The sequence below is a fragment of the Pseudomonas sp. 3JA genome (assembly GCF_036961705.1).
GTDB classification, from domain to species: Bacteria; Pseudomonadota; Gammaproteobacteria; order Pseudomonadales; family Pseudomonadaceae; genus Aquipseudomonas; species Aquipseudomonas fluorescens_Q.
The window spans coordinates 52585-71348 of the sequence record NZ_JBAMDJ010000025.1 but is presented as its reverse complement, the minus strand read 5'-3'; the positions used below and the strand labels follow the sequence as shown (position 1 = coordinate 71348).

Genomic DNA, 18764 nt, shown 5'->3' with positions numbered 1-18764 from the left:
CTTTATTGCTTGCTGAAAAAGCCCGCCGTCGCTGCGGGCTTTTTCATGGGCGCGATTCCATTCCCAGGCCAGGCACAATCCCTGTGGGAGCGAGCTTGCTCGCGATAGCGGTGGGTCTGTTGGCATTGATGTTGGATGTACCGCCGTCATCGCGAGCAAGCTCGCTCCCACAGAGGGCTTTGGCGGCTGTGAGGCAGGGTTCAGCGCTGGCGATGCCACCCTGCCAATAACCCTGGCAGTTCGGTCAGGCTGCGGACCTCTGCATCCGGCGCATGGTCGGCCTCCCAGGCCTTGCCCGTCGGGTTGAACCACACCGCACGCAGGCCGGCCTGCTGGGCGCCGGCGATGTCATCGCCGGGGTGATCGCCAATGTGCACGGCGGTCTGCGCCGTCGCGCCGCCGCGCAGCAAGGCCTCGTGGAATAGCCGCGCGTCCGGCTTGGCGATGCCGATGTCTTCAGCACACAAGGCGAACTTGAAATAGTCCGCCAGCCCCAGGCGGCGCACATCGGCGTTGCCATTGGTGACCACACCGAGGGCGAAATGATTGGCCAGGATCTCCAGGGTGGGCTGCACCTCGGGGAAAATCTCCAGCTGATGACGGGCGTGCAAGAACGTCTCGAAGGCCTGGTCTGCCAGCGCAGAGGCTTGCCACTGGTCGTAGCCGGCTTCCTGCAGGGCGCGAAACAGCACCCGTCGGCGCAAGGCGCTGATGCGGTGCTTCAGCCCAGGCTCCTCGCGCAGCACTTGTTCGCGAATCGAAAAAAGATGCTCCACCGGCACGCCGCCCAGGTTCGGCGCGTTGTCGGTCAGCCATTGGCGGAGTATGGCTTCGGCGCTGGCGATCACCGGCGCGGTGTCCCACAGGGTGTCGTCCAGGTCGAAAGTGATGAGTTCGATGGTCATGATTCGTCGCCCTTGATGCGTTTGGCCCTGGGGTGGGCACTGTCATAGACCGTCGCCAGGTGCTGGAAATCCAGGTGGGTGTAGATCTGGGTGGTCTTGATGTCCGAGTGCCCCAATAGCTCTTGGACGGCGCGCAGGTCCTGGGAGGACTCCAGCAAATGGCTGGCGAAGGAGTGCCGGAGCATGTGCGGGTGCAGGTTCTGTCCCAGCTCCCGTTCGCCGGCAGCCTTGACCCGCAACTGAATGGCCCGCGGGCCAAGGCGCCGCCCCTGTTGGCTGACGAAGACCGCGTCGTCGACGGGGTTGGACAGCGCCCGCAGCGGCAGCCATTGCTCCAGGGCTTCACGGGCCTTGCGACCGACGGGCAGCAGGCGGGTCTTGCTGCCTTTGCCGAGCACTTGGACCATGCCATCGGCCAGGTCCAGTTGATCCAGGTTAAGCCCTGTCAGCTCTGAAAGTCGCAGGCCGGAAGAATAGAACAGCTCGAGAATCGCTTGGTCGCGCCGTGCCAGGAAGTCATCCTCGACGGCGCCTTCGAGCAGTTGCAGGGCGCGGTCGGTGTCGAGGGTCTTTGGCAGCCGGCGCTCGCCTTTGGGCGGTGCCAGCCCGGTGGCCGGGTCGTGATCGCACAGGCCTTCGCGATTGAGGTAGTGATACAGGCCGCGTACCGCTGACAACAGGCGTGCCAGGCTGCGAGAGGACTGCCCCTGTTGATGCAGGCGGGCGATCAGGCTGCGCAAGCGCTGGATGTCCAGGGCCGCCCAGCTGCCGATGTTCTGCTTCTGGCACCAGCCCAGCACTTTTTCCAGGTCGCGGCGATAGGCCGACAACGTGTGGGGCGACACCTGGCGCTCACTGCGCAGGTGTTCGCAGTAGGCGTCCAGTTGCCGTTCCATCCTCAGCGTACCGAGCGCAGCGAACCGGCGACCCGCGGCAGCACCCGGCCGGTGACTTCGGCGATGTAGCTCAAAAACAGCGTGCCCACCGAGCTTTTGTAGTGCTGCGGATCGCGGCTGGCGATGGCCAGCACGCCGTGCACGCCCTGATGGGCGATGGCGACGACGGCGGTGGAGCCGATCTGCTTGCGTTGTTCTTCGCCGAACAGGAAGTCCAGCTCATGCTCGCGCAGGCTGCCGCTGACGCTTTTGTTTTCCGTGAGCAGGCCGCCGATGGCCGTCTGCGCTTCGGCATGGGTCACCCAGCGGCCCACTGGCATGGCGTTGTCGCCGAACAGGATCAGGCTGACAAAGGGCACTTGGAAATCCTGGCGCAGGCTGTCTTCGACGCTCATGACCAGGTCTTCGAGGGTAGTGGCGTCCATCAGGGCGAGGATCAGCCGACGGGTCTTGTCGAACAGTCGGTCGTTGTCCCGGGCTACATCCATCAAGTGCGAAAGACGATGGCGCATTTCGATGTTGCGCTCGCGCAGGATTTTCATCTGGTGCTCCACCAGCGACACGGTATCGCCGCGCCGGTGGGGGATGCGCATCGTCGCGAGCAGTTCTTCATGCGCGACGAAGAAGTCCGGGTTAGCCTCCAGGTAAGCCGCTACGGCCGCGGTTTCTGGCAGACTGGGGGATTCGTCGGGCTGTGGGGCTGGAACCTGTGGCTGGTCGGTCATGGGTTTGGCTCACTCAAAGACGAACTTGTCCTTCGTATACGCGCACTGCCGGGCCGGTCATCATCACCGGTTGGCCAGGGCCTGCCCATTCGATGGACAGGCGCCCGCCGGGCAGGTCGATCAACAACGGCGAATCCATCCACCCCTGGCTGATCGCAGCGACGGCAGCGGCACAGGCGCCGGTACCGCAGGCCTGGGTTTCCCCGGCACCGCGTTCCCAGACGCGCAATTGTGCGCGGTGACGGTCGATGACTTGCAGGAAACCGACGTTCACTCGCGCGGGGAAGCGCGGATGATGCTCGATTTTCGGCCCCAGCTCATGCACCGGGGCACTGTTGATATCGGCCACTCGCAGCACGGCATGGGGATTGCCCATGGAAACCGCTGCCAGTTCCACCGTGGCGCCGTCGACCTCCACCTGATAGCTCAAGGCCTGGGCCGGTGCCTGGAATGGAATGTCCGCCGGTACCAGGCGCGGAGCGCCCATGTTGACGCCGATCTGGCCGTCGCTGCGCACATCCAGTTCGATGATGCCGCTTTTGGTCTCGACGCGGATCTGCCGCTTGGCGGTCAGGCGCTTGTCCAGCACGAAGCGGGCGAAGCAGCGCGCGCCATTGCCGCATTGCTCCACTTCCGAACCGTCGGCGTTGAAGATCCGATAACGGAAATCCACGTCCGGGTTATTGGGTGCCTCGACGATCAACAACTGGTCGAAACCGATACCGGTGTGCCGGTCCCCCCATTGCTTGGCGTGCTTGGGCAGGATATGCGCGTGCTGGCTGACCAGGTCGAGGACCATGAAGTCATTGCCCAGGCCGTGCATCTTGGTAAAACGCAGCAGCATGGTTTTACTCCGGCAGCAGGCTTTCGCCGGCAAACAACTCGGCTACCGTCTCGCGGCGACGCACTTCGAATGCCTGATCACCGTCCACCAGCACCTCGGCGCAACGGCCGCGGGTGTTGTAGTTGGAACTCATGACAAACCCATAGGCTCCAGCCGAATGCACGGCCAGCAGATCGCCTTCTTCCAGCGCCAGCTCCCGACCCTTGGCCAGGAAGTCGCCGGTTTCGCAGATCGGCCCGACGATGTCGTAGGGGCGGGCCGCAGTGTCGCGAGGGCGCACGGCGGTGACGTCCATCCAGGCCTGGTACAGCGCCGGGCGGATCAGGTCGTTCATCGCCGCGTCGACGATGGCGAAATCCTTGTGCTCGGTGTGCTTGAGGTACTCGACCTGGGTCAGCAGCACGCCGGCGTTGGCGACGATGTAGCGGCCCGGTTCGAACATCAGCGCCAGGTCACGCCCGTCGAGGCGCTCACGCACGGCCTTGATGTAGTCGGCCACCAGCGGCGGCTCTTCATCGCGATAGCGCACGCCGACACCGCCACCGAGGTCGATGTGGCGCAGGTAGATGCCGCAGTCGCTGAGGCGGTCGACCAGCGCCAGCAGGCGGTCGAGGGCATCGATGAACGGTTCGAGGGTGGTCAGTTGCGAGCCGATGTGGCAGTCGACGCCCAGCACTTCCAGGTTCGGCAGTTGGGCAGCGCGTACGTACACGTCTTCGGCGTCGGCAATGGCGATGCCGAACTTGTTTTCCTTCAGACCGGTGGAAATGTACGGGTGGGTGCCGGCGTCGACGTCCGGGTTCACGCGCAGGGAGACCGGTGCGCGAACGCCCAGCTCGGCGGCGACAACCTGCAGGCGCTCCAGCTCGTCGGTGGATTCGATGTTGAAGCAGTGCACGCCGACTTCCAGGGCGCGGCGCATGTCTTCACGGGTCTTGCCGACGCCGGAGAAGACGATCTTGTCGGCGCTGCCGCCAGCGGCCAGCACACGTTCGAGCTCGCCACCGGAGACGATGTCGAAACCGGCGCCCAGGCGCGCCAGGACATTGAGCACACCCAGGTTGGAGTTGGCTTTTACAGCGAAACACACCAGGTGCGGCATGCCCACGAGGGCATCGGCGAATGTCCGGTACTGGGCTTCAATGTGAGCGCGGGAATAGACATAGGTCGGCGTGCCGAAACGTTCGGCGATCGCGGACAGGGCAACCCCTTCCGCGAACAGCTCCCCGCCACGGTAGTTAAAAGCGTCCATGGCGTTCCCTTAGTAAGTGGTGGTGTGGGTGTCGTGCGAGTGGGATTTGGCCTGGGACGACTTGGCCTGTTCTTCAGGGGACTTGCTGTCATCAGGCAGGTACAGCGGACCTTTTTGACCACAGGCTGTCACGAGGCAGGCAACCGCGACGAGCGCAGCAAGGGAAGAGATCAGGCGCTTCATGGCGAAATCCTTGAAAATGCTTTAATTGCGCCGGAGTATACCGGCCACCCGTCAGCTTGCCTATGCAACGGGGTGCCCGTCTGGCGGCGCTGGTGGTCGTCAGTGGGTATATCCTTTGCAATCGCCGGGAAGCGTCCGTATCTTGCGGCGCTTGAGCATGAGCAGACATTTTCGAGGTTGCCGCAATGAGTTTGACTGAAGCCCGTTTCCACGATCTGGTCGATGCGACCCAGCAAACGCTGGAGGATGTGTTCGATGACAGTGACCTGGACATTGACCTGGAAGTCTCTGCCGGTGTACTCACCGTCAAGTTCGAAAACGGCAGTCAGTTGATTTTCAGTCGCCAGGAGCCGTTGCGGCAATTATGGCTGGCGGCGGTCTCCGGTGGCTTTCACTTCGACTACGACGAAGAAAGCGAGCGCTGGATGTGCGACAAGAGCGAAGAGCAGTTGGGCGAAATGCTCGAGCGCATCGTCAAGCAGCAGGCGGGCGTGGAACTCGATTTCGAAGGGCTGTAACCGCGTGAACCAGACAGCCCCGGCGCGGCCACCCAAGCCGCTCTACAGCAACGTCAGCCCCGCCGTCCCGTCGCCCTGCACCAGCGTGTGCAAGCTGGATGAACAGAAGGTCTGTCTCGGCTGTTTCCGCCATGTGGAGCACATCCGCGAATGGCGCTCGGCCGACGATGAGCGCCGCCGGGTCATCTGCGCCGAGGCGGCTAAGCGCCAATCCCTGAGGTAACCATTGGCCTTGGAAGCTTTTGTGGCGAGGGAGCTTGCTCCCGCTCGGCTGCGCAGCAGTCGCAGGATTTTGGGGTCGCTTCGCAACCCAGCGGGAGCAAGCTCCCTCGCCACAGGGATTTGTTTGGCCCGGGGACATGGTTCACTGTCCATAGATAGGGCAGGTCCCGCCTGACTTGTTTATTTATTGAGCTGTGATAGTGTCCGGTTACGCCTCAATCCATCGAGGCCCGTGAAAACCCCGCCTTTTTGTGGCGGGGTTTTGCTTTTTTTGTGCAGAAGAAAGGAGTCTGCCAGGATCATGACCGCACCTTCCATCACCCTTACCCGTCTGGACGTACAGCGTCTGGAACGCCTGATCGACAGCCTTGATGAAACGCTGCCGGGTGTGATTGCGCTGCAAACCGAACTGGATCGCGCCGAGAACGTGGTGGGCCACGAAGAAGTGCCTGCCGATGTCGTGACCATGAACTCGCGCGTGCATTGTCGCGAAGAAAGCAGCGGCAAGGACTATCACCTCACGCTGGTTTATCCGCAGGACGCGAACGCCGACGAAGGCCGGATCTCGATCCTGGCGCCGGTGGGCAGTGCGTTGCTGGGCCTGAAGGTCGGCCAGCACATCGACTGGCCGGCCCCGGGTGGCAAGACGCTGAAGCTGACGTTGCTGGAGGTCGAGTCGCAGCCGGTCAACGGCGGCGACTGTGCGTTCTGAACCCGTCTCAGACCTGGTTCAGCGCCTCGTTCAGGGCGCGTTCCAGGTCGGCCTTGTAGCGCAGGTACAAATTGCTTGAACAGGCGCCGTCGCCCACCAGGCCCGAGAGGTCCAGGTCGGTGATATAGCAGCGATAGCGCTGGGCTTCGCGGCGCTGTTCGACGATCTCCCTGGCGACCACGCGGAACAGTTGGTCGCCATGTTCCAGTTCGGAAAACTCCTGCTGATCGCAGTACAGGGTGACGTGCACCTGCCCGTGCGCCGCTTTGCCGATGATCGCCTGCACGTCATAGAACGGTTTGTTGACCAGCGTCTGCGGGGCTTGCCGCGCTTCGATCCGTCGCGCCCGGCCGCTGCCTGAGGGCAATAACTGGTAGTACAGGGTTTCCAGGGTCAGCGGCTGGGCGGCATCCAGCGGCAGCAGGGCATCGCGACGATAAAGCACCGACTGCAAAAAGCGTTGCAGCGGCACCAGCAGGCTTTGTTCGTCGTGATAAGGCACGTGTTGTTGCCACAGTGCGTTGAACTCGTCGAGCACGTACAGATCGGCCTCGTCTTCGTCGACGCGGTAGAACACCTGGATGCACTCGGGCTGGCCCATGGGCAGGATCAGCGCCAGGTCATGGTCGTCCAGGGCCATCGGGTCCAGGTGCAAGGGGCTGTAGGCTGTCAGTTCCTCGCCCAGGTAATCCATCAGCGCCGACAGGCTGCCCAGCGCCACGTGATTGACCTGGCCGGGCACCAGCTCCAACACGTGATAGTGCTGTTGGACCTGAAGTAGATAGCGGTGATTGAGCCGGCTCAGCAGCAGGGTCTGCGCCGTGTCGATGACTTCTTCCACGCGCCGCGCAATGAATTGGGCGCGGTTGTGGCAGAAACAGCGCACCTGCAAGCGTGGCTGGTGCTGGGTGACGGGCAGGTCGTTGAGGTAATCGCGCAGGCAGTCGAGCAGGGCGTGTTCGCCGTCAAAACGGTTGACCAGCACCTCGTTCCAGCTGTTGAGCGTGACCTGGTCGAGGGTCAGCACCAGGTTCTCCCGGACCCCGGCATAGCTCAGGGAGTCGGTGCGCTCGGTGGTCATCAGGATATTCAGGTCGCGGTGGTGCTTGAGTGGGTCGACGCCGACGTTCACCAGGATCAACACTTCGCTGGGCACGCTGGCGCGCAGCAACTGTGCTTCATCCACGGTGGTCAAGGGCAGGGCGATGGACTGTTGCAGGCTGCCCAGCAGGTTGAACAGTTCGAACTCGCTCAGGTCGCTGTCGCCTGGGTGCAGCGCCAGGCGCGTGCTGCTGTCGATCACGCCGTTGCGATGGCACCAGGTCAGCAGTTCCAGCAACTCGCGGCAGCGCTTGATCGGCGCGAAATTCTCCCACTCCAGGGCGTTGAGGCTGCCGTTGTACAGCGCCCACTGGTTCTGCCCCGGTTCTTTCTTGTTGGGTGACTGGACCAGCGTCAGGGTGTCTTCGGCCAGGTCCGGCGCAATGCCGGGGTTGATGAACTCGACCTTGTCGGCCTTGCGTTCGAAGGCGGCATACAGCCGCCGGCCAAGCACGTTGAGATCGCGCTTGTTGATCAGGCTGACGGTTTTCTCGGTGCGGGCGAACTGGGTCAGGAAGCGGTAGCTGTGGGTGAGTTCGTTGACCAGGGCCCGTCGCTCGTGGCTGACCTGGCGGACTTTCCATTGGCTGCGGGCGTCCAGCAGCGCCAGTTGACGCTGGTCCCAGCCCCATTCCCGAGCCAGTCGTTCGAGCAGCACCCGTTGCCAGCCGTTGCTACGCATCTGGCCGGTGAGCTTGCGATTGACCTTCAGGTACAGCGCGCGGCGGATCAACTCCAGGCGTTCGGATTCGCCGCGGGCATTGAGGTATTCCTCGATGCGGCGATAGACCAGCATGTACGGATCCAGCTCTTCGAGGTCCAGGCGATTGGCAAATACGGCCTGTTTGAAGCGCAGGCTCAGGCAGCGAACATTCGGGTGTTCACTGGCATAGACCTCGGTCAGCAGCAGCTTGAGCACGGATTTGTAGGGCGACTCGATACCTTTGAACAACTGCCAGAGCCCAGCACCGACGAATTCGCCTGGCGGAATGTAGGCCAGGTGTCCCAGGTCCAGGGTTTCATCGGCGCGAATGAAACGCTTGGACATCAGCGTATGGGTGTATTGCTCATAGTTCTCTTCTTCATAGACCGGTACCAGCCACCAGATCGGCGTGCGCCCGGCCAGCCAGATCGCGGTGCGGTAGAACTCGTCCAGCAGCAGGTAATGCTGGGTGGTGCCGCAATCGTCGGAACTGAGCTGGTTGTCACGGTCACCCCTTACGAAACGCGCTGGGTCGATCAGGAAAAAGTGGGCTTCGGCGCCCTGGGTCGCCGCCCAGATCTCCAGCAACTGGCATTTCTTGCGCAGTTCGGCCAGTTCATCGTCGCTCAGGTCCGGCCCGTGGCACACCCAAACGTCCATGTCGCTTTGGTCGGCCTGGGCCAGGGTGCCGAGGCTGCCCATCAGGAACAGGCCAAGGATCGGCCGTGGCGGGTTGCTGCCATGCCGGGGCTTGTAGGAAAACGAACGGGTCAGTCGCTGGGCTTCGGCAAGGATATTGGCGTCAGGCTCGTAGTTCGACAGCCCGGCAGGCGTGCTGCCGGAAACGTAGCCGGGCAGCAGTGGATGGTTGACGTGGAAGAACAGCGGCAGCAACGTCAGCACGCCTTGCTGGCGCGGCGACAGGCCTTCGAGGGCGCGCTCCATCCGCACGGTGTTGAGCTTGAGAAAACGTGCGCGCAACTGGTTCAAGACCTTGCGGTCGATTCCCTCGTCCAGATCAGGGCGTATTTCGTGATTGCGGGTCATGTCAGCTCAAACCGGCTCGCGGCGTCGAACGTGGGGTGATGGCAGGTTAGCGCCCGATCTTGGGAATACTTAAGCTGAAAACAGAATTCGGATGCCGGTTTTTTACGCAGGGCACCCGTGCGCCTGCGGAAATCCCGTAAGGGAGATTTCCGTGGGCGACAGGGGGGATCAGGCGGCTTCTTGCACGCTGAGTATTGTCAGGACGGTTTGTACGTTTTGGGCGGCATCTCGGCCCAGGCTTGTCAGGTAACCACCATCGGGCTGGGTGATCAGTTCTTTTTCGAACAGGCGTTGGGCAGCGGCAATCGCTTTAGGGGCAGCGGTCTGATGAATTTTCAGGCCTTCCTGGGAACTGTCCAGGTTGAAGAGTGCAAGGATTTCCAGTTCGGCAACCAGCTCAGGGGTAAGCGACATAAGGACTCCAGACTTTCTAGGAATTTGGTCGACAGCGTCACTAAGGTGAGCGCACTCGGCCGAGCTGTCCAGTCTCAGTGTCATGGTTTTTTTGTTTAAAGCAATTCTTTGTGGCGAGGGAGCTTGCTCCCGCTCGGCTGCGCAGCAGTCGTCAAGCTATTGGGGCCGCTTCGCGCCCCAGCGGGAGCAAGCTCCCTCGCCACAGGAGCAACTTTGCCTCACGGTTTATTTCTTTTCCGGCGGCAACTCGGGAAGGGCGCGCAATGCGGCTTCGTACCATTGGGTATCGAACGCGCGGTCCTCTTCCAGGATCGCGTCGATTTCCACCGCCAGCACATGGGCCATCAGGTTGAGGATTTCTTCGCGCTCATAACCGACCAGGGTCAACTTGTTGAAAGTGGCCTTGGCCGCAGGCGGATTGTCACTTTCGATCTGGTTTTCGATGGCCTGGATCAGCGTGTTCTCGACGAATTCTTCTTCGTCATTGTCGATGTCGGTTGGCTCGCTCATGGCAGGCTCCTGGGAGAAAGGTCGCCAGTTTACCTGCATTCAGCGGCGTGATGCGCCTGGCAAGAAATGCCCTGGCGGTCTATAACGCTTGGCTGCCAACCCCGCACGGCCTGGAGGCTTTGTGATGCTCAAGCTTTACGGTTTTTCTGTCAGTAACTACTACAACATGGTCAAGCTGGCGCTGCTGGAGAAGGGCCTGCCTTTCGAGGAAGTGCCGTTTTACCCAAGCCAGACCCCTGAAGCGCTCGCTGTCAGCCCACGCGGCAAGGTCCCGGTGTTGAAGACCGAACAAGGGTTTATCAACGAGACCAGCGTGATCCTTGAGTACATCGAGCAAACCCAGCCCGGGAAAGCCCTGCTGCCCGGTGACCCGTTCGAGCGTGCCCAGGTGCTGGCCTTGTGCAGGGAAATCGAGTTGTACATCGAGCTGCCGGGGCGAGCCTGTTATGGCGAGGCATTTTTCGGCACGCCGGTGCCCGATGCCATCAAGCAAAAGACCAAGGCCGAATTGCTGCTGGGGTTTGCCTCGCTTGGCAGGCACGGAAAATTCTCGCCCTATGTGGCGGGCGAGCGCATGAGCCTGGCCGATCTGTATTTCTTCTACAGCTTATCCCTGGCCTTGCAGGTGGGCAGGAAGCTGTTCGATATCGACTTGCTGGCAGGCATGCCAGCGGCCAAGGCGCTGATGGAGCGCATGGAACAGAATCCAAATGTGCAGCGGATTGCGGCGGACAGAGAGGCGGCGATGCCGGCGTTTTTGGCGATGATCGCTGCCAAGAAATGAGTTTCGTGGTGTTTTGAAGTGAGTTATCGCGAGCAGGCTCGCTCCCACAATGAATCTCTACATGAAGATCCAGTGTGTGCGAGCTTGCTCGCGATGCTTTTAGCGGCTGGCGAGCAACGCCTGGCCACGTACCACAGCTGCCTTGACCTGCGCCGGCGCGGTGCCGCCGATGTGGTCACGGGCATTGACCGAGCCTTCGAGGGTCAGCACGGCAAACACGTCCTGTTCGATCTGGTCGCTGAACTGGCGCAGTTCGTCCAGGCTCATCTCGGCCAGGTCCTTGCCGCTGTCCACGCCGTACTTCACGGCGTGACCGACGATTTCGTGGCAGTCACGGAATGGCAGGCCACGGCGCACCAGGTAATCGGCCAGGTCCGTGGCGGTGGAGAAGCCGCGCAGGGCCGCTTCGCGCATCACCGCGTGCTTGGGCTTGATGGCCGGGATCATGTCGGCAAAGGCCCGCAGCGAGTCGCGCAAGGTGTCGGCGGCGTCGAACAGCGGTTCCTTGTCTTCCTGGTTGTCCTTGTTGTAGGCCAGCGGCTGGCCTTTCATCAGGGTCAGCAGGCCCATCAATGCGCCGAACACCCGGCCGCTCTTGCCCCGCACCAGTTCCGGCACGTCGGGGTTTTTCTTTTGCGGCATGATCGAGCTGCCGGTGCAGAAGCGGTCCGGCAGGTCAATGAATTGGAATTGCGCACTGGTCCACAGCACCAGCTCTTCGGAGAAGCGCGACAGGTGCATCATCGCGATGCTTGCGGCGGCGCAGAATTCGATGGCGAAATCGCGGTCCGAGACGTTATCCAGCGAGTTGCCGCCCACGGCGTCAAAGCCCAGCAACTGCGCGGTGTATTCACGGTCGATCGGGTACGTGGTGCCGGCCAGCGCGGCGCTGCCCAGGGGCATGCGGTTGGTGCGCTTGCGGCAGTCCACCAGGCGCTCGTAGTCGCGGCTGAGCATTTCGAACCAGGCCAGCATGTGATGCCCAAACGTTACAGGTTGGGCGGTTTGCAGGTGCGTGAAGCCCGGCATGATGCTCTCGGCTTCGCGCCCGGCTTGCTCCAGCAGGCCTTTTTGCAGGCGAGTGATTTCGGCCAGGATCAGGTCGATCTCATCGCGCAGCCACAGGCGGATGTCGGTGGCGACCTGGTCGTTGCGGCTGCGGCCGGTGTGCAGTTTCTTGCCCGTCACGCCGATTCGGTCGGTCAGGCGCGCTTCGATGTTCATGTGTACGTCTTCAAGGTCGACGCGCCAGTCGAACTGGCCGGCCTCGATTTCAGCCTGGATGGTCTTCAGGCCGTCGATGATGCTGTCGCGCTCGGCATCGGTCAGCACGCCGACCTTGGCCAGCATGGTGGCGTGGGCGATCGAGCCCATGATGTCGTGGCGATACAGGCGCTGGTCAAAGTTGACGGAGGCGGTGAAGCGGGCGACGAAGGCGTCGACGGGTTCACTGAAGCGGCCGCCCCAGGACTGATTGGTCTTGTCAGTGCTCATGAATTCGCTCGTGATCGGCTGTGGAGAAAGTAGCGGTTAAAGGCTGCGGCGGATGATAGCAGGGTTGCCGGGACTGGCGCTGGCACTGGTCGGCAGGTTTTTTCGGTGCAAGCCTGGGATCCAACCGGGTTTTCCCGCAACGATATTTTTCGATTGAGCAATATCGTCGTGGCAACCGTCTACAGTGGACTGTAGGACTTTTGCTTTTTCCACCCATGGCGCAGCGGATATAGATAAGAAGGGGGGCTCATATTGGTCAGATCGACAGTTAACAATCCCTACGGCGACGCCGTGCGACAACGGGCCTCGGGCATCGGTCGGCAAGCGCTGGTAAAGATAGGCAACCGCCTCGCGGCACTTTTTGGCCCTCGAACGAGTCTTAGCGTGGATCGCCGTGACGGATGTCACTTCCCCTGTCTACGCTATCCTTGTGCGAGACTCACGCAGGAATCCAGCGCAATATGAATGTCCTGATCGTTGATGACGAACCACTGGCCCGCGAGCGCCTGAGCCGAATGGTTGGCGAGCTCGAGGGTTACAGTGTCCTGGAGCCGAGCGCCACCAATGGCGAAGAGGCATTGGCCCTTATTGACAGCCACAAGCCGGATATCGTGCTGCTCGACATTCGCATGCCTGGCCTGGACGGTCTGCAGGTCGCGGCGAAGCTGTGCGAACGAGAGTCGCCGCCCGCCGTGGTGTTCTGTACCACCCGGGACGATTTCCCTCCCGAGGTGTTGCAGGCCGGCGCCGTAGGCTACCTAGTCAAGCCCGTGGCGGCCGAGGCGTTGCTCGAAGCCTTGCGCAAGGCCGAGCGGCCCAACCGCGTGCAGCTGGCAGCGCTGACCCGTCCGGCCGCCGAAAGCGGCAGCGGCCCGCGCAGCCACATCAGTGCCCGCACCCGCAAAGGCATCGAGCTGATCCCTTTGAACCAGGTGGTCTACTTTATTGCTGACCATAAATACGTGACCTTGCGCCATGAGAGTGGCGAGGTGCTGCTGGACGAGCCGCTCAAGGCCCTTGAAGACGAGTTCGGCGAACGCTTCGTACGCATCCACCGCAACGCCCTCGTGGCCCGTGAGCGCATCGAGCGTCTGCAACGCACCCCCCTTGGGCATTTCCAGCTGTTCCTCAAAGGTCTCAATGGCGACGCGCTGATTGTCAGCCGGCGACACGTGGCCGGCGTGCGCAAGATGATGCAGCAGCTTTAATGCGGCGGTCCAAGGCGTTCGATGCGTTTCAATTCGAGGATTTGGCGGCCAGGGAGGCCTTAGGGTCGTGATTCAAATCAAAGCGGTTTTGGCTGAGCTGTTATTATCTGCCGTATCTTTTAAGTACGGATTGATCCATGTCCCCTCGCGAGATCCGCATCGCCACCCGTAAAAGTGCCTTGGCCCTCTGGCAGGCCGAATACGTCAAAGCCCGCCTGGAAGCGGCCCATCCCGGCCTGATCGTGACCCTGGTGCCCATGGTCAGTCGCGGTGACAAGCTGCTGGATTCGCCGCTGTCGAAGATCGGCGGCAAGGGCCTGTTCGTCAAGGAACTGGAAACCGCGTTGCTGGACAACGAAGCCGACATCGCCGTGCATTCGATGAAAGACGTGCCCATGGACTTCCCCGAAGGCCTGGGCCTGTTTTGCATCTGCGAGCGGGAAGACCCCCGCGATGCGTTCGTCTCCAACACGTTCTCCAGTCTTGACGCACTGCCCGCCGGGAGCGTGGTGGGGACTTCCAGCCTGCGTCGCCAGGCACAGTTGCTGACTCGCCGCCCGGACCTGCAAATCCGTTTCCTGCGCGGTAACGTCAATACGCGCCTGGCCAAGCTCGATGCCGGTGAGTACGACGCGATCATTCTCGCCGCCGCCGGCCTGATCCGCCTGGGCTTTGAAGATCGCATCACCTCGGCCATCAGCGTCGACGACAGCCTGCCGGCCGGTGGACAAGGGGCGGTGGGCATCGAGTGCCGTAGCGCCGACAGCGACATCCATGCCTTGCTGGCGCCGCTGCACCATGAAGACACCGCTACGCGGGTATTCGCCGAGCGCGCCCTTAACAAACACCTCAATGGCGGTTGCCAAGTGCCGATCGCCTGTTACGCCGTGCTGGAAGGCGAACAGGTCTGGTTGCGTGGCCTGGTGGGGGATCCCAACGGTGGCCGGCTGCTCAGCGCCGACGCCCGGGCGCCGCGCCACGATGCCGAGGCGTTGGGCGTGCGGGTGGCCGAGGATCTGTTGAGCCAGGGCGCCGCCGACATCCTCAAGGCCGTCTATGGCGAGGCCGGCCACACGTGACGGGTTGGCGGCTGTTGCTCACCCGGCCGGCGGACGAGTCGTCGGCGCTGGCGGCTGTCCTGGCCGAAGCGGGGATCTACAGCAGCAGCCTGCCCTTGCTGGATATCGAGCCGGTCCCGCTGTCCGATGCCGGGCGGGCGATACTCCAGGTGCTGGACCAATACTCTGCCGTGATCGTCGTCAGCAAACCGGCCGCACGCCTGTGCGTCGAGTTGCTGCGCCAATACTGGCCCCAGCCTCCAGACCAACCATGGTTCAGCGTGGGGGCGGCCACCGGACAGATTCTCGTCGATGCCGGCCTCACGGTGTTTTATCCCGATAACGGCGATGACAGCGAAGCCTTGCTGGAACACCTGGTCTTGCGCCAGGCTGTTGCGCGGCCCGACCCCAAGGTTTTGATCGTGCGCGGTGAAGGCGGGCGTGGCTTGCTGGCAGAGCGTTTGCGCGAGCAAGGTGCTAGTGTCGATTATCTGGAATTGTACCGCCGCCACTTGCCCGATTACGGCGAAGGGGCGTTGCCGGCGAAAGTCGAAGCGGAACACTTGAACGCACTGGTGGTCAGCAGTGGGCAGGGCTTCGAGCATCTGCAGCGGCTGGCCGGCGATGCGTGGCCGGCCTTGGCGCGGTTACCGTTGTTTGTTCCAAGCCCAAGGGTTGCCGAGATGGCGCGTGCCGCCGGGGCCCGAACAGTTGTGGATTGTCGTGGCGCCAATGCCGCGGCTTTGCTGGCGGCGTTACGGGAACACTCCGTGCCGTTTTCTAATGCAAAGGATGGATACGTGAGCGAAACAGCCTTGCCAAAAGAAGATCTAGACCAGCCAGCGATCGATGCGCCGGTTGAAACTCCGCCCCCGGTGGCGCCGCGTCGCGGCAACGGGTTGGCCATAGTTGCATTGCTGCTCGGGGCCGCTGGCGTGGCCGTGGGCGGTTGGGGCGTGTGGCAGGTGCGTCACCTGCAAACCAATAACCAGCAGCAGTCTGCCCAGGTCCAGGCGCTGAATGACCAGGCCCAGAGCCTCAAGCTCAACGAGCAACGCCTGAGCGAGCGCCTGGCGCAATTGCCTCCGGCCGAAGAGCTGGAGGGGCGGCGGCGCCTGGTGGCCCAGTTGCAAAGTGACCAGCAGCACCTGAACCAGCGCCTGGAAACCGTGCTCGGTGCCAGCCGCAAGGATTGGCGCCTGGCGGAGGCCGAGCACTTGTTGCGCCTGGCCAGCCTGCGTCTTTCCGCCCTGCAGGACATCAACAGTGCCCAGGCGCTGGTCCAGGGGGCTGACGAAATCCTGTGCGAGCAGAACGACCCCGGTTCGTTCGCCGCCCGCGAGCAACTGGCCAAGACCCTCGCCGCGTTGCGCAGCACCGAGCAACCGGATCGCACCGGGCTGTTCCTGCAACTGGGCGCCTTGCGTGACCAGGTCCTGGAGCTGACCGAATTGGCGCCCGAGTACAAGGACCGCGGTGAATCCCTGCTGGGCCTGACCGCCGACGGCGATGGTGCCAGTCGTTGGGCGCAGTGGTGGGACCAGATCTCGCGCTATATCCGTATCGACTTCAACGCCGATGAAAATGTTCGTCCGCTGCTGGCCGGGCAAAGCCTCGTGCAAGTGCGCCTGGCCTTGAGCCTGGCGCTGGAGCAGGCGCAATGGGCCGCCCTCAATGGTCAGGCGCCGGTCTACACCCAGGCGCTGACCGAGGCTCGGGACGTGTTGAAGAACAACTTCAACCAGGACAACCCGCAAAGCAAGATCATGCTCGAGCGCGTGGTCGAGCTGTCCAAGCAGCCGGTGACGGTGGTCACCCCGGACCTGACGGGCACGCTGAGCAGCGTCCAGGCTTACCTTGAGCGCCGCAACCTCAATGCCCAGGAATCGGTCAAGCCGCTGCCCGCGCCTGGCGCGCAGGAGGCCACGCCATGAAGCGTCTCTACGTGATTCTGTTCGTGGTCATCGCTGCCGCTGCCTTGCTGGGCGTGGCGATTGCCGAGCATTCGGGTTACGTGCTGGTGGCGTACAAGAACTTCCGTTATGAAGCTGGCCTTTGGGTCACCCTGGCGCTGGTGGCGGTGCTCTGGCTGGTGTGGCGAGGCCTGAGGGCACTGATCGGGCTGGTGACTACGTCGAGCGGCGTGGTCAACCCGTGGTCGCGGCGCAACCGCAGCCGGCGGGTGCAAGTGGCGATCGAGCACGGCCAGTTGGACCTGGCCGAAGGTCGCTGGGCCAGTGCCCAACGACATCTGCATCGTGCTGCCGAAGCCGAGCGCCAGCCGCTGCTGTATTACCTCGGCGCCGCCCGTGCGGCCAACGAACAAGGCCTCTACGAACAGAGCGACAGTTTGCTCGAGCGCGCCCTGGAGCGTCAGCCCCAGGCGGAACTGGCCATTGCCCTTACGCACGCGCAACTGCAGACGGACCGAGGCGACACCGACGGCGCGTTGACCACGCTCCAGGCCATGCATGAGCGGCATCCCCATAACGTCCAGGTCCTGCGCCAACTGCAACGACTGCATCAGCAGCGCGGCGACTGGTCGGCATTGATCCGGCTGTTGCCGGAGCTGCGCAAGGACAAGGTCCTGCCACCCGCTGAACTGGCGGAACTGGAACGTCGTGCCTGGGGTGAAAACCTCACCCTGGCAGCCCACCGTGAGGAGGACGGCAGCGTCGGTTTGCAGTCGCTCAATCGCGCCTGGCAACAACTGACCTCCGCGCAGCGCCAGGAGTCGGCGCTGGTGCTGGCCTATGCCGAGCAGTTGCGTCAGTTGGGAGCCCAGGTCGAGGCCGAAGAGGTACTGCGAAGTGCGCTCAAGCGTCACTATGACAGCCATCTGGCGCGCCTGTACGGGTTGGTTCGAGGCAATGATCCGATCCGCCAGTTGCAAACGGCCGAAGGCTGGCTCAAGGATCATCCGGCGGATCCAAGCCTGCTGCTGACCCTGGGGCGCCTATGCCTGCAGAACAGTTTGTGGGGCAAGGCGCGGGACTATCTGGAAAGCAGCTTGCGCGTCCAACGCAACCCCGAAGCCTGTGCTGAACTGGCGCGATTGCTGGCGCAACTGGGCGATGCCGAGCGCAGCAACCAGTTGTTCCAGGAGGGATTGGGGCTGCTGGACGAGCGCCTGCTGGCCGCACCGTTGCCGGTTCCGGCTCAGGTGTTGTCCACTTGAGAGGGGCATGACTCATTCTTGAAAATGGTATGAACCCTTGTGGCGAGGGGATTTATCCCCGTTGGGCTGCGAAGCGGCCCTTTGAAGCTTGGGCTCGATGAAAATCTGATACAGCACGCACGGCGCCAGGCTTTAGGGCTGCCTCGCAGCCCAGCGGGGATAAATCCCCTCGCCACAGGTTCAGTGTCGGCCGTGAGCGAAGGGTTGCGAATACCGCCCTGGTTTTGGGGCTTTGCTCATGCCGTCAGTAAAGTCCTACAGCCCATCGCGCTGTATCCTCTTTGGCCTGTCGGGAATTCCCTACATCCCTGGTGAAGTGTCTGCGCGGGCCTGCCTTGAAAGGCCCGAGGGCTTTCCTCTACCGTAACTGCTTGTCTCTTCTGTTACGGATCCGCCATGTCTTTGGCCAGCTCACGCTTCTTGTTTTTCATGGCTTCCATCGCCGCAGCCCTGGCTTTGGGCATTGCCACTTATCTGGAGTATTCGGTCGGCCTGACGCCTTGCAGCCTGTGTGTCTTGCAGCGGTTGTGCCTGACGCTGTTCCTGGTGAACAGCCTTGTGGCATGCGTACACGGTCCAGGCCAAAGAGGCAGTCTCTTCTATGGTGCGGCAGGGTTGGTTTTTGCGACGGGGGGAATGACCCTGGCATGGCGTCAGGTCTTGATGCAAAGCCATTCGTTCGAGCCGTTTCCTGATTGTGTTGCCCAGCCCAAGCTGATGGATTCGTGGTGGTGCGCGTTGCATCGCGTCCTCGACGGCGCGGTCGATTGCGCGAATATCACCTGGACGCTGTTCGACCTGAGTATCCCCGAATGGAGCCTGTTGTTTTTTCTCGCGGTGTCCAGCGCGATGGCCTATCTACTGCTGCGCCTTGCCTGGAGTGCTCTGGTACGACCGCTCAGCGGCGATACGTCGCAGATGCTCCGGGCCGTGGATTAAACACTTGTATGAACTTTATCTCCTGCGTACCTTGAAGCCATTGTCGTGCGGGCATAATCTGGCCCGCACGT

General features: G+C 62.4%; 19 protein-coding genes and 2 pseudogenes. 11 read left to right on the top strand and 10 right to left on the bottom strand.

All coding sequences use genetic code 11. The features are described 5' to 3' along the window. Positions 1–200: 200 nt before the first annotated feature. From V7773_RS19595 to lptM, 6 genes are read right to left on the bottom strand one after another with little or no spacing between them, the layout of a single operon-like run. A complete protein-coding gene (locus tag V7773_RS19595) occupies positions 201–905 on the bottom strand; it encodes an HAD family hydrolase (RefSeq protein ID WP_336074617.1) in 705 nt (234 codons plus the stop codon). After that, positions 902–1801, bottom strand: coding sequence for a tyrosine recombinase XerC (gene xerC / locus V7773_RS19590; RefSeq protein WP_336074614.1), 900 nt, complete (start codon positions 1799–1801; stop codon positions 902–904). Before xerC ends, V7773_RS19595 begins: the two co-directional genes overlap by 4 nt. Before the next feature lie 2 nt (positions 1802–1803). Then, on the bottom strand, positions 1804–2526 hold the full coding sequence (locus tag V7773_RS19585) for a DUF484 family protein (RefSeq protein WP_336074613.1): 723 nt from the start codon (positions 2524–2526) through the stop codon (positions 1804–1806). A 13-nt stretch (positions 2527–2539) separates the two neighbouring features. Further along, positions 2540–3370, bottom strand: a complete 831-nt coding sequence (gene dapF / locus V7773_RS19580; RefSeq protein ID WP_336074611.1) for a diaminopimelate epimerase — start codon at positions 3368–3370, stop codon at positions 2540–2542. A 4-nt stretch (positions 3371–3374) separates the two neighbouring features. Next, positions 3375–4622, bottom strand: a complete 1248-nt coding sequence (gene lysA, locus V7773_RS19575; RefSeq protein ID WP_336074610.1) for a diaminopimelate decarboxylase — start codon at positions 4620–4622, stop codon at positions 3375–3377. Between the two features lie 9 nt (positions 4623–4631). After that, positions 4632–4805, bottom strand: a complete 174-nt coding sequence (gene lptM, locus V7773_RS19570) for an LPS translocon maturation chaperone LptM (RefSeq protein WP_013694543.1) — start codon at positions 4803–4805, stop codon at positions 4632–4634. A gap of 185 nt (positions 4806–4990) precedes the next feature. Here lptM and cyaY point away from each other — a divergent pair, with 185 nt between their 5' ends. The 3 genes from cyaY to rnk all read left to right on the top strand — a co-directional run bounded on the left by cyaY (position 4991) and on the right by rnk (position 6257). Beyond that, positions 4991–5323, top strand: a complete 333-nt coding sequence (gene cyaY / locus V7773_RS19565; protein ID WP_092148244.1) for an iron donor protein CyaY — start codon at positions 4991–4993, stop codon at positions 5321–5323. A gap of 4 nt (positions 5324–5327) precedes the next feature. Further along, the gene (locus tag V7773_RS19560) at positions 5328–5546 is read left to right on the top strand and encodes a DUF1289 domain-containing protein (RefSeq protein WP_092148241.1); all 219 of its coding nucleotides are present in this window, start codon (positions 5328–5330) and stop codon (positions 5544–5546) included. A 300-nt stretch (positions 5547–5846) separates the two neighbouring features. Beyond that, on the top strand, positions 5847–6257 hold the full coding sequence (gene rnk / locus V7773_RS19555) for a nucleoside diphosphate kinase regulator (RefSeq protein ID WP_014340819.1): 411 nt from the start codon (positions 5847–5849) through the stop codon (positions 6255–6257). Between the two features lie 7 nt (positions 6258–6264). On the opposite strand, the gene V7773_RS19550 is transcribed toward rnk, so the two are convergent. The 3 genes from V7773_RS19550 to V7773_RS19540 form a co-directional block, all read right to left on the bottom strand. Next, the gene (locus tag V7773_RS19550; protein WP_092221281.1) at positions 6265–9108 is read right to left on the bottom strand and encodes a class I adenylate cyclase; all 2844 of its coding nucleotides are present in this window, start codon (positions 9106–9108) and stop codon (positions 6265–6267) included. 168 nt (positions 9109–9276) lie between these two features. Continuing rightward, positions 9277–9522 carry a TIGR02647 family protein gene (locus V7773_RS19545; protein WP_003206789.1) on the bottom strand — a complete coding sequence of 82 codons (246 nt, stop codon included), beginning with the start codon at positions 9520–9522 and terminating at the stop codon, positions 9277–9279. A 225-nt stretch (positions 9523–9747) separates the two neighbouring features. Continuing rightward, complete coding sequence (locus V7773_RS19540; RefSeq protein ID WP_063323837.1) at positions 9748–10032, bottom strand: hypothetical protein; 285 nt, start codon at positions 10030–10032, stop codon at positions 9748–9750. Positions 10033–10156: 124 nt separating this feature from the next. Here V7773_RS19540 and V7773_RS19535 point away from each other — a divergent pair, with 124 nt between their 5' ends. Then, positions 10157–10816, top strand: coding sequence for a glutathione S-transferase family protein (locus V7773_RS19535; RefSeq protein ID WP_336074607.1), 660 nt, complete (start codon positions 10157–10159; stop codon positions 10814–10816). A gap of 99 nt (positions 10817–10915) precedes the next feature. Here the strand turns inward: V7773_RS19535 and argH are convergent, their stop codons facing one another. Further along, positions 10916–12310: an argininosuccinate lyase gene (argH, locus tag V7773_RS19530; protein ID WP_063323839.1), complete on the bottom strand. Its 1395-nt coding sequence runs from the start codon at positions 12308–12310 to the stop codon at positions 10916–10918. Between the two features lie 315 nt (positions 12311–12625). Between argH and V7773_RS19525 the strand changes: the two are divergent. The 7 genes and pseudogenes from V7773_RS19525 to V7773_RS19495 all read left to right on the top strand — a co-directional run. Next, a pseudogene (locus V7773_RS19525) lies at positions 12626–12775 on the top strand (sensor histidine kinase); the annotation flags it as partial. After that, positions 12772–13518 (top strand): LytR/AlgR family response regulator transcription factor, encoded by a 747-nt coding sequence (locus V7773_RS19520; protein ID WP_003206780.1) that lies wholly within the window; start codon positions 12772–12774, stop codon positions 13516–13518. The pseudogene V7773_RS19525 and the gene V7773_RS19520, both read left to right, overlap by 4 nt. Before the next feature lie 137 nt (positions 13519–13655). Then, positions 13656–14597, top strand: coding sequence for a hydroxymethylbilane synthase (hemC, locus tag V7773_RS19515; RefSeq protein ID WP_063323841.1), 942 nt, complete (start codon positions 13656–13658; stop codon positions 14595–14597). Continuing rightward, positions 14594–15340, top strand: a pseudogene (locus tag V7773_RS19510) (uroporphyrinogen-III synthase); the annotation flags it as partial. The gene hemC and the pseudogene V7773_RS19510, both read left to right, overlap by 4 nt. Before the next feature lie 36 nt (positions 15341–15376). After that, entirely contained in the window at positions 15377–16510 is a 1134-nt protein-coding gene (locus V7773_RS19505; RefSeq protein ID WP_336074633.1) for a uroporphyrinogen-III C-methyltransferase, read from the top strand. Then, positions 16507–17754, top strand: a complete 1248-nt coding sequence (locus tag V7773_RS19500) for a heme biosynthesis protein HemY (protein WP_072343040.1) — start codon at positions 16507–16509, stop codon at positions 17752–17754. Before V7773_RS19505 ends, V7773_RS19500 begins: the two co-directional genes overlap by 4 nt. Before the next feature lie 396 nt (positions 17755–18150). Continuing rightward, positions 18151–18693, top strand: coding sequence for a disulfide bond formation protein B (locus V7773_RS19495; RefSeq protein ID WP_092148226.1), 543 nt, complete (start codon positions 18151–18153; stop codon positions 18691–18693). The last annotated feature ends 71 nt before the right edge of the window (positions 18694–18764 follow it).